General features: G+C 44.1%; 15 protein-coding genes. 2 read left to right on the forward strand and 13 right to left on the reverse strand.

Features of this window, described 5'->3' with window-relative positions; genetic code table 11:
• The 7 genes from BLT_RS22360 to BLT_RS0118300 form a co-directional block, all read right to left on the reverse strand.
• On the reverse strand, nucleotides 1–241 hold a 241-nt coding region (locus BLT_RS22360; protein WP_236611119.1), incomplete at its 3' end, for a UvrD-helicase domain-containing protein.
• Between the two features lie 81 nt (nucleotides 242–322).
• On the reverse strand, nucleotides 323–1,012 hold the full coding sequence (locus BLT_RS0118270) for a heptaprenylglyceryl phosphate synthase (RefSeq protein ID WP_017729188.1): 690 nt from the start codon (nucleotides 1,010–1,012) through the stop codon (nucleotides 323–325).
• Nucleotides 1,013–1,350: 338 nt separating this feature from the next.
• Nucleotides 1,351–2,307 carry an alpha/beta hydrolase gene (locus BLT_RS0118275; RefSeq protein ID WP_017729189.1) on the reverse strand — a complete coding sequence of 319 codons (957 nt, stop codon included), beginning with the start codon at nucleotides 2,305–2,307 and terminating at the stop codon, nucleotides 1,351–1,353.
• A gap of 345 nt (nucleotides 2,308–2,652) precedes the next feature.
• Complete coding sequence (ade, locus tag BLT_RS0118285; RefSeq protein ID WP_152414406.1) at nucleotides 2,653–4,413, reverse strand: adenine deaminase; 1,761 nt, start codon at nucleotides 4,411–4,413, stop codon at nucleotides 2,653–2,655.
• A gap of 186 nt (nucleotides 4,414–4,599) precedes the next feature.
• Entirely contained in the window at nucleotides 4,600–4,911 is a 312-nt protein-coding gene (locus tag BLT_RS0118290; RefSeq protein WP_017729192.1) for a YerC/YecD family TrpR-related protein, read from the reverse strand.
• Between the two features lie 17 nt (nucleotides 4,912–4,928).
• Nucleotides 4,929–5,975 carry a DUF3048 domain-containing protein gene (locus BLT_RS0118295; RefSeq protein WP_017729193.1) on the reverse strand — a complete coding sequence of 349 codons (1,047 nt, stop codon included), beginning with the start codon at nucleotides 5,973–5,975 and terminating at the stop codon, nucleotides 4,929–4,931.
• Nucleotides 5,976–6,022: 47 nt separating this feature from the next.
• Complete coding sequence (locus BLT_RS0118300) at nucleotides 6,023–7,765, reverse strand: adenine deaminase C-terminal domain-containing protein (RefSeq protein WP_017729194.1); 1,743 nt, start codon at nucleotides 7,763–7,765, stop codon at nucleotides 6,023–6,025.
• 182 nt (nucleotides 7,766–7,947) lie between these two features.
• Here BLT_RS0118300 and BLT_RS0118305 point away from each other — a divergent pair, with 182 nt between their 5' ends.
• Complete coding sequence (locus BLT_RS0118305) at nucleotides 7,948–8,196, forward strand: YgaP family membrane protein (protein ID WP_017729195.1); 249 nt, start codon at nucleotides 7,948–7,950, stop codon at nucleotides 8,194–8,196.
• Between the two features lie 88 nt (nucleotides 8,197–8,284).
• Entirely contained in the window at nucleotides 8,285–8,365 is an 81-nt protein-coding gene (locus BLT_RS25035) for an EYxxD motif small membrane protein (RefSeq protein ID WP_394295522.1), read from the forward strand.
• Between the two features lies 1 nt (nucleotide 8,366).
• On the opposite strand, the gene purD is transcribed toward BLT_RS25035, so the two are convergent.
• From purD to purL, 6 genes are all read right to left on the reverse strand, one after another.
• On the reverse strand, nucleotides 8,367–9,635 hold the full coding sequence (gene purD, locus BLT_RS0118310; protein WP_017729196.1) for a phosphoribosylamine--glycine ligase: 1,269 nt from the start codon (nucleotides 9,633–9,635) through the stop codon (nucleotides 8,367–8,369).
• Nucleotides 9,636–9,655: 20 nt separating this feature from the next.
• Nucleotides 9,656–11,191: a bifunctional phosphoribosylaminoimidazolecarboxamide formyltransferase/IMP cyclohydrolase gene (purH, locus tag BLT_RS0118315; protein WP_017729197.1), complete on the reverse strand. Its 1,536-nt coding sequence runs from the start codon at nucleotides 11,189–11,191 to the stop codon at nucleotides 9,656–9,658.
• Nucleotides 11,188–11,769: a phosphoribosylglycinamide formyltransferase gene (gene purN, locus BLT_RS0118320; RefSeq protein WP_017729198.1), complete on the reverse strand. Its 582-nt coding sequence runs from the start codon at nucleotides 11,767–11,769 to the stop codon at nucleotides 11,188–11,190. Before purN ends, purH begins: the two co-directional genes overlap by 4 nt.
• The gene (gene purM, locus BLT_RS0118325; protein WP_017729199.1) at nucleotides 11,769–12,803 is read right to left on the reverse strand and encodes a phosphoribosylformylglycinamidine cyclo-ligase; all 1,035 of its coding nucleotides are present in this window, start codon (nucleotides 12,801–12,803) and stop codon (nucleotides 11,769–11,771) included. The genes purN and purM overlap by 1 nt, the downstream gene beginning before the upstream one ends.
• Nucleotides 12,804–12,816: 13 nt before the next feature.
• Nucleotides 12,817–14,244 (reverse strand): amidophosphoribosyltransferase, encoded by a 1,428-nt coding sequence (gene purF, locus BLT_RS0118330; RefSeq protein WP_017729200.1) that lies wholly within the window; start codon nucleotides 14,242–14,244, stop codon nucleotides 12,817–12,819.
• A partial coding sequence (gene purL / locus BLT_RS0118335; RefSeq protein WP_017729201.1) for a phosphoribosylformylglycinamidine synthase subunit PurL occupies nucleotides 14,220–15,758 on the reverse strand: 1,539 nt, incomplete at its 5' end. The genes purL and purF, both read right to left, overlap by 25 nt.

Genomic DNA, 15,758 nt, shown 5'->3' on the forward strand with positions numbered 1-15,758 from the left:
AAATATCTTCAGCAATTGGCCCAACAAGCTGCGCAATCCGATCCTTCATCTCGCGAGATGCCTTATTTGTAAAGGTAATCGCTAGGACGTTCCACGGTGCGATTCCTTTCTCACGAATCAAGTACGCAATTCGGTGGGTCAGTACTCTCGTTTTTCCACTTCCAGCGCCTGCCATTAAAAGAAGCGGACCTTCTGTATGCTTGACCGCTTCCCTCTGTTCTTTATTCAACCCTGACAGCATTTTCTCAATGATTTTTCCTTGCACACTTCTCACCACCAAACAAATGTTCTTCTCTTAGTTTATGTTGAATCTGCTTCATTTTCAACCATTCTTAACAGCAGCTACTGTTTTTAACGCCTCATCCAGGTCTTCATAGACAATATTTCCAACAACAATCGTATCTGCAAGGTCTGCCATTTCTTTTGCTTGCTCCACTGAGCGAATGCCCCCACCGTAGAAAAGCTTCGTTTCCTTCAACACCTTCTGCACCTCTTCCACCAACGTGGGATCGCCGTATGTTCCACTGTATTCCACATAAAAAACAGGAAAGCGGTACATATTTTCCGCCATTCGAGCATAGGCAACAACATCCTCTGACGTAAGCTTAGTTACTGCTTCAGTAAGCTTGGCTGCTTTCGCCTCTTTATTTAAAATACAATAGCCTTCCATCACAATTTCGTTCCAGTTCATCATCGCACCGTATTCCTTCAGCGCCTGATGATGAAGGCCAGCAATCCATTCAACCTTTGTACTATTTAAGACAGAAGGGATGAAGTAATAATCAAAGCCTGGTGTAATTGCTTCAATCGTAGAAATTTCTAACGCACAAGCAACCGAATAGCGTCTAATTCTTGCTAGCAATTGCAATGTATTATCAAGGGTGATCCCGTCTGTGCCACCAACTAAGATTCCATCTGTTCCAGACTCGCATACCGCTTCAAGAGCCTCATCTGAAATCTCCTTATTCTGGTCTAATTTAAACACATGTCGCCATTCATGATATTCAAGCATGCCTGTCACTCATCTCCTGTTTCCTACCGTTACTTTCCTTGATTCTGAACGTCATTATACCAAAGAAACGACGGCTTGTCGTCCGAACATGCGGAGTGATTCCTTCCTATTCTTCCCTTTGTCACCTTTTAAATAGACGTGACAGAAAAGCTCCTCATACAATTGAAGGGTTCCAGGATAAATAACAACAAAAGAGCTACTCTTACAAATGGAGTAACCCTTCTTCTTTAGTTTGTTCGCTATCATTTATGTCAAACGATTGACAATTTAGATGATTTCTTTTCTTGTACCTACTAAAATTCATTGCACCTTACTTGAACAACCCGCCCTTCACTTCTTCATTCATCACCTGAGGTAAGGGGAGCGTTTTTCTCTAACCAACGGGACAGGGCGATCATAAATTCTTCAGAGATTGGCTTATCACCAACTTTTTTATACGCCTTTTTCAAATCAAGAATGGATAGCTGTTCCTCTTGGTCCCTAAGCATATGATTAACCTTGGGAACGACTACTGCTTCACTTTTCCCTTGAACAAGCTCATGGATTTCATGAACTCGCTCAGGAGTGACCTGAACATCGTATTCACCTGTGATCGCAAGCACAGGACACGTCACATGCTTCAACGCTTCGCGGACATCAAAGGCAAAATGCTCGCGAAACCATTTTGCGCTCACCCTCATCCCCATTTGTCGAATAACGTCTTTGTCTGTTTCCGTGACTTTCTTTGTTAAACGTTCCCCTTGCTTCTCAACCTTTTCCCCAACTTTTAGCAAACGAAGCAGCTTTCCTTTGAAACCTGCCGCTTGCTTCACATCTTCTTTCATTTGCGTTCGTTGAAAAACCATCGCATCATTGAGACTTTCAACTGCGCCTGAAGCAAGGATTAAACCTGCCAATGACACGTCCCGAGCCATAGCAGTAGCAAGCATACAGCCTTCACTATGTCCAAGGACCAATACGTCTCCATTTTTGACAAAGGGCTGAGACTGGAGAAAACGAACAGCACGATTTCCATCTTCAACCAAGTCCCAAAAACCTGTTTCTACAAATCTTCCACCGCTCTTACCCGTCCCTCTCTTATCAAAACGAAAGGTCACATAGCCCAAATCTGTTAGTCGTTCTGCCAGCTGATTGTATAGATTCAGCCGAGCACCCCTTCCATTTCCATCACGGTCAATCCGTCCTGATCCTGCTAAAAGTAAAATGGCTGGTGCGTGCGTTGCCCCTCCATTAGGTAGCGTCAAGGTTCCACTGATTGGAACTTCCCCTTCAAGAACTACTTCACGTCTTTCCACGCTTCGTTCCTCCTCTATTTTTTAGAGTTAAAAATCGTTGCAAGCAACATTGGCTTACGGTCTGGTCGTGCTTCATTTGCTGCAGCCTCACAAAAGAGTTGCCCTAGTTTTGCGGCAAACATTTTCCTCTCCTTTTTTGTAGAAAGATAAAGCAGTAAGCTTCTCGCTTAACCGCCTTGATTGAAAAATCGCACATTATGCTCTGAGGACTCGTTTTCATCCCAGTGGGAAGTGCGAGCCACTCATGAAGGCTTCTGTAAAATGAAGCGCTGTATGCAAAAAACCAAAGCCATCCTCTTTGTACTCGTTTGGCTCATGATTTATCATCTATTTCTCTCAACACTGTTATTTTGCCTGCACGTCCATCGCTTGAAAATGAACGACATCAAATAGTCCTTGGTCTGTCAGCTTAATTTCTGGAATAACAGGTAACGCTAAAAAGGATAGGGTTAAAAATGGATTAAAATCACCTCGAAATCCGATATCCTTCAAGGCGCTGTGAAGGGAATGTAATTGCTCTTCTACCTTTTCATAGCGTTCGTCTGACATTAGCCCTGCCAAACGAAGCGGGAGTGAGCTGATGACGGTTCCATCTTTGACAACGGCCATTCCGCCTTGTAGCTGTTCCACATGATTGATCGCCGTCAAGATATCCTCATCATTTGTTCCAAGGGCCACAATATTATGAGAATCATGGGCAACGGATGCAACAATCGCTCCGTCTTGTAAAGGAATTCCTTTTACAATGCCTACACCTACATTGCCGAGCTCTTTATGCCGCTCGGCGACAACAAGCTTTAATTGCCCGTTTTCCACAGAAGGCTCAAAGCAGCCATTCTTCACATCAACATTGTCAATCACATGCTTCGTCATAATAGAATGCGGGGTTACTTCAATAATGTTTGCCCGTTCACTATTTTTCATTGGGATTTGCAGTTGCTCACGCGTCACCTGCTTCAGCTTCACACTTTGAAGAAGCGTCGCTGGTGGTTGAACCGGCTTACGAATGCTCTCGATCATGACTCCATCACTCGCCACAAGCTTTCCTTGCTTAAAAACAGACATGATTTCGACTGCTTCAAGGTCTTTTAAAAGCACCATGTCTGCCTCGTAACCAGGTGCAATGGCCCCTTTGCTGTTCAACTGAAAACATTCTGCCGCATTGAGTGAAGCCATTTGAATCGCAATCAGCGGGTCGATTCCCTTTTGAATCGCTCGGCGGATGCTGTGATCAATGCTTCCTTCTCTGATGAGATCATCCAAGTGCTTGTCATCGGTGACGAACAAACAGCGACGACTATTTTGCGGTGTGACTGCTTCAATCAAGGCATCTAAATCCTTCGCTGCCGTTCCTTCACGGATCAGAAGATACATCCCTCTCATCAGTCGCATCTTTGCCTCTTCCGCAGTGACCGCTTCATGGTCATTACGAATTCCAGCAGCACGATACGCATTGATTCCCTCCGTCGTAAGTCCTGCCCCGTGCCCATCAATGAAGCGATGGTTTTCATAAGCCGCCAATAATTTATCAATCATAGCAGGGTTTCGCTTAAAGACTGACGGATAATCCATCACTTCTCCAAGACCCCATACCCGTACATCTTCAAAAAGAGCTGCAATGTCTTTTACATCTACCGTTGCACCATTGTTTTCAAAAGGGGTTGCTGGCACACAAGACGGTACCATCATTTTCACGTCAAGGGGTAGGTCCATTGATGCTTCGAGCATATAGTGAATCCCTGCCACTCCTGCTACGTTGGCGATTTCGTGAGGGTCTGCCATCACCGTTGTTACCCCTCTTGGCACAACAACCTTCGCGAACTCCTCAGGACTAACCATAGACGATTCAATATGAACGTGCCCATCAATGAAAGATGGTGTAAGATAGGCACCCTCTGCATCTAAAATTTTCTCAGCGCTATATTCTCCTGAAGCTCCGATGGCAACAATCTCCCCTTCAGCAATCACAACGTCCCCTTCAATGATCTCAAGGTTAAACACATCGATGATCTGACTGTTTTTTATAATAAAATCGGCTCTCTGTTCACGAACAGCAACCGCAATCTTTTTCTCATAGCTACTTCGATCCATTTTATCACTTCCCATGCTGACCATATTTTTACTAGTGTAACGAAAAGTATCTGATAAATCATTTTTTTGGCACAAAAACTTGCAAAAAATAAGGAAAGCGCAAGCGCCTTGGTCAGCCAAGTACTGAAGCTAGCTATCAATGAACTTATACCTTCTTAATTCTTTATCATAAAAAAACCGCCCGTGCAGGCGGTTTCCTAATTATTCTTCGTTCGTCAAATCTTTTTCCTTAATTCGTTCAAGGGTCATTTTATAGCCATCGTTTCCGTAATTTAAACAACGCTTTACACGTGAGATCGTTGCAGTGCTCGCACCGGTTTCTGTCTCGATTTTATGGTATGTATAGCCGTTGCGTAGCATCCTTGCTACTTCGAGTCGTTGTGCCAACGATTGAATCTCATTTATTGTGCAAAGATCATCGAAAAATTCATAGCATTCTTCTAGATTTTTTAATGATAAGATCGCAAGAAACAGTTGGTCTAGTTCTTTTCCCCGCAGTTTATCAATTTGCAAGAGTTGTCACACCTTTCTCATTCATTCTCTATTGCTACACTCTCATCAAGACCAAGTGCTGTTGGAATAATATTAATCCATGTTTGTCCTGGCAAGAATGGAACGACTTTACCATCGACAAATGGGAGAATTCGCCCGTCTTCTTGACGCCATTCCACATATTGTCCTTTCCCTGCTTGAACGAGCATCCCTCTTCCGCCAGAAGCAACATTAATCTCACGGCGCCCAGCGTCATCTAAAACACGATGATTCATTTCAACAATGAGGAGGTTTGAAATTTCTATAGGCGTTTTTGTATCATCGTCAACCGTTTGTGCCTCTCCATTATAGCGTGAATAGCGCCCCGTTTCTTCATTCAAGCGATAAGTCACCTGATAGCGTGATGAATAATTAATCGTCACCTCGTTCGCATCAATACCTGAAATCACGGATTCCGAATCGACGTACTCTAAAGGCTCAACATCGCCACTTAACGTATAGCCTCTATCAGTCAGCCCCTTCTGAATATTAGCAAAGCGAATGTAGGAGTTATGCGGGGCTCGTCTGTCTTGAGAACGCTCAAATAATGTACCATCATAATGCAATCCGTTCAAGTAATCCGCTCGTCCAGTTGTAAGCATCTGTTCTGCCGCTGGACTCCAGCCATGGGTTACTAAAAGCCCGTCGTATCCTTGAACAAGATCAATATGATACGGTCTCACACTCCGCACGGGACCGACACGCTCAGGATATTGACTATGATACAGAGCAACAAAGCGAGTGATTTCTCCTTCTGCCAACACTTCATAAATGATATCAGCTGCCTGTAAGCCAGATTGAGGACGAGCATTGGAATGATTACTAATCGTCACCCCAATGACTCGGTGATTAAGCGGTTCCGCTGATTTTAGACCCGTTAATGGTGAAGTAAAAGCAGGTTCAGGTTCACTTATCGTTATATCGTCTCCAGCCGTTGCCACAGCTTCAGGAGTTTCTTCTATTTCAATTGGCTCCTCTTCATTTCCACAAGCAGCTATAACAAGGAGCGTTGTGAAAAAAAGTGAACGAATCACATGTTTTACCATGCATTCCACGTCCTCTATTTCTTTTTTTTTCATAATTCTTTATTAGTTTACCTCATTATCGAAGGAAAGAGTACCGTTTTATTGTAAACATCATAAATCCCTCTCTGAGTTACACGAACAAAAGGCAAATGTGTGGAGGAGAAGAATAAGAGACTATAGATAGGATCTTCATGCTTGTAGCCTCGTTCACGTAAAAGGGCACTTAGCTTCTTTTCTTCCTCTATCACTGTTTCCATCGGCTTTTCAGACATAATCCCTAAAAGTGTTAATGGAATGTTGCCAATGACAGTTCCATTCTCAACAAGGACAATCCCGCCCCCCTGTTCTTTAAGGGCACGAAAGGCTGCTACCATATCCGATAAATTTTTCCCAATTAAGATAATGTCACCTGTGTTTGAGAACGAGCTAGCGAATCCTGATACTTTATCGGCAAAGCCTTTAATCATCGTAGCAATCAACCATTTTCCATTTTTGTCAAGCATCACAAAAAAGCTTTCGTCATGCTCAGTGCTTAATGTTCTTCCCGTTGCTTCAAAAGAAATTTGATACGGCTTTAAAATGACCGAGTTAACCATTTCTATCCCCATTGGCATCGAGAAATGCAATTCATCCTCACATAAATCCCAATCGATGTTCAGTGGACTGATCCCATACTCAGCCCAAGGAAAGTTCTCTGGACCACCGTATTTTTTTCCATCCCTTAAAACCCACTGGCCTTTAGCGAGGACGGAAGTAGGAACAGGGTTTAATTCATTCTCAAGAATATTAAGATGCGCCACTCTCCCTGGTGCTATCATGCCTAATTTCTGGTCAAGATTGTAGTAACGAGCCACATTGTAAGAAGCCATCCCATACGCATCCTTCGGTGAAATTCCTTCATCCAAGGCAATCTGAATCATTTTATCGAGCATGCCTTGCTCATAAAAAGAAGGGGAAGACCCATCAGTGGTGAATAAGCAACGATTGAAGTCATCGATGCCTAACTCCTGCATTTCCTTTAGAAGATTTGGCAAGTCTGGGCGAATCGATGAATAGCGTAAAGATGTCGTATAGCCAAGGTCAAGGCGTCGCACGGCTTCTTTTCCCGTCATCGATTCATGATCACTTGTCACTCCTAGAAGAGCCATTTGTGTTAACGTTTTTTCCGACGCTCCTGGAAGATGCCCTTCGATTGGCTTGCGTAATCGTGTTGTTTCCTGCATCCAATGCAATATCGCATCATCGCCAGATAGTACCTTTGGCCAAGAGGTCAGCTCCCCACCTTGCACCACAAGTGGATGCTCAATCCATTCCTTCATTTTTGAATTTGAAAACATTTCCTCTCCATCACTTAGCTCGGTCTGAGCATCGTAACGACACCACCAAAACATGGAAGCAGAAAGCTCATCCAGTGTATCTATTAAAGAAAGCGCTTTCTTTTTGTCGAGATTCAAATACAAGATCATGTTGTCATTGATAAGAGTTGTTGTCCCGCGACTCGCTGCATAATTTGCGAAGCTTTGGGGATTATATAATTGAAATGGATGTGCATGGTGCTCAATATAGCCAGGTACAATGACTGATTGAGAACAATCAACAACTTCAGTCTCTTGCAGCTTTGTTGGCATTTCATCACCAACATAAACAATGCGGTCCTGGTAAATCCATATGTTCCCATGTAACCATTTTCCTCTAACGCTATTTAAATAGGTTGCATTTTTTAGCACGAGCGATGGCGCAAGCTCTCCTCTTACTACAGCTAGCTGCTGGCGCAATCGTCGTTTTGTCCATCTGTAAAGACGCTCTGGCATCAGGTATCACCCGTTTCTCTAATTCTGTCTTGTTCTTATCGTACCATACATTCATGGTTTAACTCATTAAAGTTGTGAATTTTTATTACAAATTATTATGAAGATCTTGTTACCCACCCTCGTTCTAACATTTTTTTATGGAAAGACAGCATTTTTTATTCTATGAAAAGGAAGATGATAAAATGAATCAAAATATTGGGCGTATTGACGCGTTATGCAGAATTACGATGGGTTTTACAGCTCTTGCCTGGGCAACGGCCAAGCTTTCCCACCGCACACCTCAATTGATGCATCTAATCTGCGCGATGATGGGAGCGATGAAAGTCGCTGAAGGGATCACTCGTTTTTGTCCCCTTGTCTTTATTATTGAAGAGAGAACCAATTGCCGCAGCCAAGAACAGCAGGAAGACAAAGCCGTCAATCCTAGCTAAAGAACATGCTTATATAACACAAAATAAAACCTTATAAGAGCCCGTGAGCCCTTATAAGGTTTCTATATATTCGCAATCGAAGTTGTGAATGTTTCAAGAATACTTCACAGACACATTATTTGTTTACATTTTGCTCATTGGCAGTATGGTAGGTATACTTGCCGTTTAGGTTAGGAGAAAGTGCGCGAAATCGCTTTGCTACCAATATCCGTACGGTAAAACAAACCATCGCTTTTAATTTTCTTCACTTCCTCATAGGTCTTTGCTTGCGCATCCTTTAACGTTGCAGCTGATGTAGCAACCAACAAGACACGACCTCCATTGGTTTCAAAGCCTTCCTCTCCTTGACGGGTACCTGCATGAAAAACAAGTGCCTCCTTGGCAATATCGTCAATTCCGTTAATCTGATATCCCTTTTCATATTCACGAGGGTAGCCTTTGCTCGCAAGAACCACCCCAACTACCGCGTCATCGCTCCACGTAAGCGTTGGCTTTTCATTCGCTAAAAGGGATTGAATGACATCGACCAAATCCGTTTCAAGTCTTGGTAAAACAACTTGGGTTTCAGGATCCCCAAAGCGAGCATTAAATTCAATAACCTTCGGACCTTTTTCAGTCATCATTAATCCTGCGTATAAAATTCCGGTAAAATGACGGTCCTCTTTGATCATCGCTTGAGCTGCAGGCTTTAAGATTGTCTCAACCGCTTCTGTAACTTGCTCGTCAGTAAATTGTGGTACTGGAGAATACGCCCCCATTCCACCTGTATTTGGGCCTTCATCGCCATCAAATGCGCGCTTATGATCTTGCGCGCCCACCATTGGTACAACGATCTCTCCGTTAACAAAGGCCATTAAAGAAAGCTCTTCACCCGCTAAATATTCTTCTATGACAACCTTTGCACTTGCATCTCCAAACTGCTGCTGATTCAGCATCTCATCAAGGGCTTTAATGGCCTCTTCTACCGTCATAGCAACAACTACACCTTTGCCTGCTGCAAGCCCATCTGCTTTGATAACAATCGGTGCACCTTGTTTATTTACGTATGCTTTTGCTGCTTTAAAGTCCTCAAACACTTCATACGAACCTGTTGGAATGTTATAGGTTTTCATGAGTTGTTTGGCAAACGATTTACTTCCTTCAAGTGCAGCTGCCCGCTTTGTTGGACCAAAAACAACAAGGCCTTCCTCTTGAAAACGGTCAACGAGTCCTGCTGAGAGCGGCGCCTCTGGACCAACAATGGTTAATGCAACGTCCTGCTCCTTCGCAAAGGAAACGAGTTGGTTGTGATCATTTTCTGGAATTGATACAAGCGTTGCTACATCTGTCATCCCAGCATTTCCCGGAGCCACAAACACTTGCTTAACTTTTTTGCTTTGGGCGAGCTTCCACGCAATTGTGTGCTCACGACCACCGCTACCTACAACAAGTACATTCACACTTAACGCCTCCTAAAAAATTAATGCTTGAAATGACGAACGCCAGTAAAGACCATGGCGATGCCGTATTCATTTGCCTTTGCAATCGACTCTTCATCGCGAATCGATCCACCTGGTTGAATAATCGCTGTTACGCCTGCTTTTCCAGCTGCTTCTACGGTATCCCCCATTGGGAAAAAGGCATCTGATCCCATTACTGAGCCTTTCGCCTTGTCTCCAGCTTGCTCAATTGCAATTTTGGCCGCACCGACACGGTTCATTTGACCAGCACCGACCCCAACTGTCATTTGGTCATTCGCTAGAATAATCGCATTCGATTTCACATGCTTGACGACACGCCATGCAAGCTTAAGCGCCGTCCATTCCTTTTCTGTTGGTTCACGAGTCGTTGGAATGGAAAGGTTCGCCTCATCTAAACCGACATGATCTTCTTCTTGGACAAGTGCTCCACCATGAATCGATGTAATCCGTCGTTCTGCTCCTTCTTCTTTATCCATTGAAACGGTAAGAAGACGAAGGTTTTTCTTTGTTGTCAGAACATCAAGGGCTTCCTGTGTAAAAGATGGTGCAATGACAATCTCTAAGAAGATTTCTTTTAGTTTTTTCGCAGTCTCCACATCGACTTCACGATTAAGTGCGACGATTCCACCAAAAATAGATACAGGATCTGCTTCATAGGCTCTGTCATACGCTTCTTCAATTGTTTCACCAATTCCAACTCCACAAGGGTTCATATGCTTCACCGCAACGGCTGCAGGCTCAGCAAATTCCTTCACAATCGATAGTGCTGCATCTGCATCGTTAATGTTGTTGTAGGACAATTCCTTTCCATGAAGTTGGACTGCATTTGCAATCGAGCTCTTTGCCCCTAATGGCTTACGGTAGAACGTTGCTTTCTGATGCGGATTTTCCCCATAACGTAAATCTTGTTTTTTCTCATATGTAACGGTATACGTTTCTGGACTATCCTCGCCAACAGCGTCTGTTAAATATTCAGCGATGACTGCATCATAAGAAGCGGTATGACGGAACACCTTTGCCGCTAGCTTGCGACGTGTTTCGTCGCCAACAGCACCATTCTCCTTTAGCTCGCTAATCACAACATCATAATCGCCTGGGTCAACGACAACCGTGACATGGGCATGGTTTTTCGCCGCAGCACGTAACATGCTCGGCCCGCCGATATCAATGTTTTCGATCGCATCTGCAAACGTCGCCTCTGGTTTTGCAATCGTTTGTTGAAATGGATAAAGGTTCACGACGACAAAATCAATTGGAGTAATTTGATGCTCTTTCAGCTGAGCCTGATGATCCTCACTCTCTCTCATCGCAAGTAATCCACCATGAATGTTCGGATGAAGTGTTTTCACACGACCATCTAAAATTTCAGGAAAACCAGTCACATCTGAAATCCCAATGACAGGAAGTCCTGCTTCCTGAAGTGTGCGCTTCGTACCACCCGTTGAGACCACTTCAACACCTTGCTCAATCAGTGCTTGTACAAAAGGTACGAGTCCTTCTTTATTTGAAACGCTGATTAATGCACGTCTTTTCATTTTATACTCTCCTTGCTGCTCAGCAATGTCTGCAACGTCGCTGGATAAAGACGATGCTCCACAGCCTGAATTTTCTTTGTTAACGTTTCGATCGAATCCTGTTCTTCAATCCAAACCACATCTTGTGCCACAATTGGTCCTGTATCCATTCCCTCATCGACAAAATGAATCGTAACACCCGTCACCTTCACCTTTGCTTTAAAGGCTTGCTCAATGGCATTCATCCCTTGAAAAGAAGGGAGCAACGAAGGATGGATGTTCACAATTTTCCCTTCATAAGCTCCAAGTAACGTTGGACCAATCAAACGCATGTAGCCAGCTAAGGCAACCAAGTCGACATGTGCGGATTCCAAACGGGAAACAATTTCCCGTTCAAAATCCGCCTTTGATGAGTATGCTTTCGGAGTAAAAGCAAAAACCTCCACTCCATACGCCTTTGCTCGTTCCACTACCTCTGCTTCTGGTCGATCGGTAACAAGCAATACAACTTCTGCTTTCAGCTGCTTTTGCTCGGCCGCCTCCATGATTGCTTGTGCATTCGTCCCTTGACCTGAGGCAAAAATCGCGATTCGCTTCATTACGAAAGGCCTCCAATAACAACGCCTTCGTTCTCTGTTATCCGACCAATCACTGATGCCTGTTCGCCTGCTTGTTCAAATGTTTTAAGTACCTCTTCCACATTTTCACCTGAAACAACAGCTATCATTCCGATTCCCATATTAAATGTAGAGAACAAGTCCTCATTTGTTAAATTGCCGTGTTCTTTCAGTAGCTCAAAAATTGCAGGTACGGACCAAGAACCGTAATCAACCTCGGCCCCTACTCCACCTGGAAGCATTCTTGGAATATTCTCGTAAAAGCCTCCACCTGTAATATGAGAAAGTCCTTTTACATGCCCGGTTTTTAAAGCATTAAGAACTGATTTAACATAAATCTTTGTCGGCTTTAACAGCTCTTCTCCTAGCGTTGAACCGAGACGCTCAACATGCTCGTCTAATGCAAATCCCTTGTCCCCAAGTAAAATTTTACGAACAAGTGAAAAGCCGTTACTATGGAGCCCACTTGAGGCAAGCCCAATCATCACATCACCAGCTTCAATCTTATCCCCAGTGAGAAGGTCTGACTTTTCAACTGCTCCAACAGCAAAACCGGCAAGATCGTATTCTTCCTCATCATACATTCCTGGCATTTCTGCTGTTTCACCACCAATTAGTGCACAGCCGGCTTGCTCACAGCCATCAGCAATCCCTTTTACAATCGCTTCAATCCGTTCAGGAACAGATTTTCCACACGCGATGTAATCGAGGAAATACAATGGTTCAGCTCCTTGTACGACAATATCGTTCACACACATGGCGACCGCATCAATACCGATCGTATCATGCTTATCCATCTGAAACGCGAGCATTAGCTTCGTACCCACGCCATCTGTTCCAGAAACGAGGACAGGCTCCTTTAGCTTTAAGGAAGAGAGGTCAAACATGCCGCCGAAAGAGCCCAATCCTCCCATCACTTCTGGACGGATTGTACGCTTCACATGCTTTTTCATCCGTGACACGGCCTCGTATCCTGCTTCGATATCAACTCCTGCTTGTTTATATGCGTTTGTCATTTACTTTGCCCCCTCATACTGGTAAGAGCTTATCATGTGGGTGTAGGGTATCTGGGAAAATTTCTGTCGGATATTCCCCGGTAAAGCAAGCCAAACACTGACCACATGAAGAAACTTCATTCGATCTGCCAACCCCTTTGACAAGCCCTTCAACACTTAAAAAGGCTAAGGAATCTGCACCCATTTCATCTCTCATTTCTTCAATTGAACGAGTAGCCGCAATCAACTCTTCTTTCGTTGAAGTATCAATCCCGTAAAAGCACGGGTGTTTAATCGGCGGCGAACTAATTCGAACATGGACTTCAAGAGCCCCTGCTTCACGAAGCATCCGCACAATCCGGCGGCTTGTTGTTCCACGAACGATGGAGTCATCGATCATAACAACCCGTTTGCCTTCAACCACTTTTCGGACAGCTGAAAGCTTCATTTTTACCCCTTGTTCACGTAACTCCTGAGACGGCTGGATAAATGTACGGCCCACATAACGGTTTTTTATTAATCCAAGCTCATACGGAATCCCTGACTGCTCAGCGTAACCAATTGCAGCTGAAATGCTGGAATCAGGCACCCCTGTTACGACATCTGCTTCAATTGGCGCTTCAATGGCAAGCTGTTTCCCTAAGCTTTTCCGAGCGGTATGAACGTTAATTTCATCCACATTACTGTCAGGTCGTGCAAAATAAACATATTCCATGCTACAGATCGCACGTGACGATGAGCTGGAGCTAACAAAACGTTCAGAGCGTAGACCGTCATCATTAATAATCACGAGCTCTCCCGGCTCTACTTCTCGCTCATATTCTGCACCAATAATGTCAAATGCACATGTCTCTGAAGCAACAACATAGGCATCGCCTAGACGACCAATGGATAGCGGACGTAAACCGTTCGGGTCTAGAGCAACCATCAGTTCATTTTCCGTCATGACCGCAAAAGCATACGCCCCTTTTAGCATCGAAAGGGAATTTTTTAATTGCTCACTTGCTTTCGCATAGCCGCTTCGTTTAATAAGGTGTGCTAGCACCTCTGTATCTGAAGTAGATTGAAAAATGCTACCTTGACTCTCAAGCTGATGCTTTAAATTGTTCGCATTCACAAGGTTTCCATTATGAGCAATTGCAAGGCTGCCAAGCTGTGAACGGAAGAGAAGGGGCTGCACATTCGCATAGCCGCCTCCCCCTGCCGTTGCATAACGGACATGCCCTACAGCACCTTGCCCATTTAACGATTCAAAGGTTTCAGGACGGAACACTTCATTCACAAGGCCTAACCCTTTATGAATCGATAGCTGCTCTCCGTCTGTTACAACAATGCCCGCTCCTTCTTGACCACGATGCTGCAAACTGTGGAGGCCGTAATAGGTAATTTGAGCCGCATCCTTATGACCCCAAATCGCAAATACGCCACATTCTTCATTTAAGCCTTTGATTTCAGCAAGCATGGAATAGCTCCTTTCCAAGCTTCAACCATTTCTGCATGGTTTGCTTGTAACACGACTGTTCCTTCAGAATCTTGAATTTTTAATTCTTTTGTTTCGACAACTTCCCCAATACGCACTGCATCTTCCACAAGTGCTTCAAATTGACTTTGTTTTTCTTTCGGAATGGAAACAAGGAAGCGCGATTGACTTTCAGCAAATAATTCCGTTACCCATTCTCCATCAATCGTAATATTCGCACCGACAGCTCCATCCATCATTGATTCTGCTACCGCTACACTTAAGCCCCCTTCAGCTACATCATGCGCTGAGGAAACAAGACCTTGGCGAATCGCTTCAAGAAGCTGATGCTGGCGTTTTTTTTCCACTTCTAAATCAATTTGAGGGGCTTTACCAGAAATTTGACCGTTCACAAGCTTTTGTAGCTCACTTCCGCCAAACTCTGCTTTTGTGTCACCAATTAAATAAATCAGGTCCCCAGCATGTTTAAAGGACTGGGTCGTAATGTGTTCAACATCTTCAATCAGACCAACCATCCCAATAACAGGTGTTGGATACACCGCTTCACCGTTTGTTTCATTGTATAAAGAAACATTTCCGCCGATGACTGGCGTTTCGAATACACGGCAGGCTTCGCTCATGCCGTCTGTTGATTTTTCAAGCTGCCAAAAAATTTCTGGCTTTTCAGGATTTCCATAGTTAAGACAGTCCGTCACACCAAGTGGAAGCCCTCCAGAGCAAACAATGTTGCGTGCCGCTTCCGCAATGGCAATTTTCCCACCCACTTCAGGATCGAGATACAGATAGCGAGAATTACAATCTGTTGTCATTGCTAATGCTTTTTTCGTATCACGGATTCGGACAACGGCTGCATCCGAGCCTGGGCTAACGACTGTGTTTGTTTGTACCATATAGTCATATTGGTCATAAACCCATTCCTTGCTTGCGATCGTTGGCTGAGCAAGCAAGTGTAAGAAGGTGTCCTTGACATCATTGATGGTAGGAATCCATTGTTCTTGCTGTTGGAATTCTTCATAGTAAGCAGGCATCTTTGATGGCTTGTGATAGACTGGTGCATCCTCTGCTAGGGCATCGACAGGGACATCAGCAACAACCTTTCCTTGATGCAGAAGACGCAGACGTTTGTCATCCGTTACGCGACCTACCTCAACGGAAAGAAGTCCCCAACGGTCGAAAATCTCTTTAATTTCTTGCTCCCGTCCTTTTTTAACGACGATCAGCATACGCTCTTGTGATTCAGACAGCATCATTTCATAAGCTGTCATCCCTTTTTCACGCTGTGGAATCTTATCAAGATCCATTTCAATTCCAGATCCTGCTTTACTAGCCATTTCCGCAGAAGAAGACGTTAGACCGGCTGCACCCATATCCTGAATACCAACAAGCGCATCTGATTTAATGAGCTCAAGGCAAGCTTCAAGAAGCAGCTTTTCCATAAATGGATCACCCACTTGAACAGCTGAACGCTTTTCTTCCGATGTTTCACTTAAATCCTC

The sequence above is a fragment of the Halalkalibacterium ligniniphilum genome, assembly GCF_000334155.1.
In the GTDB taxonomy this organism is placed as follows: Bacteria; Bacillota; Bacilli; order Bacillales; family Bacillaceae_D; genus Halalkalibacterium; species Halalkalibacterium ligniniphilum.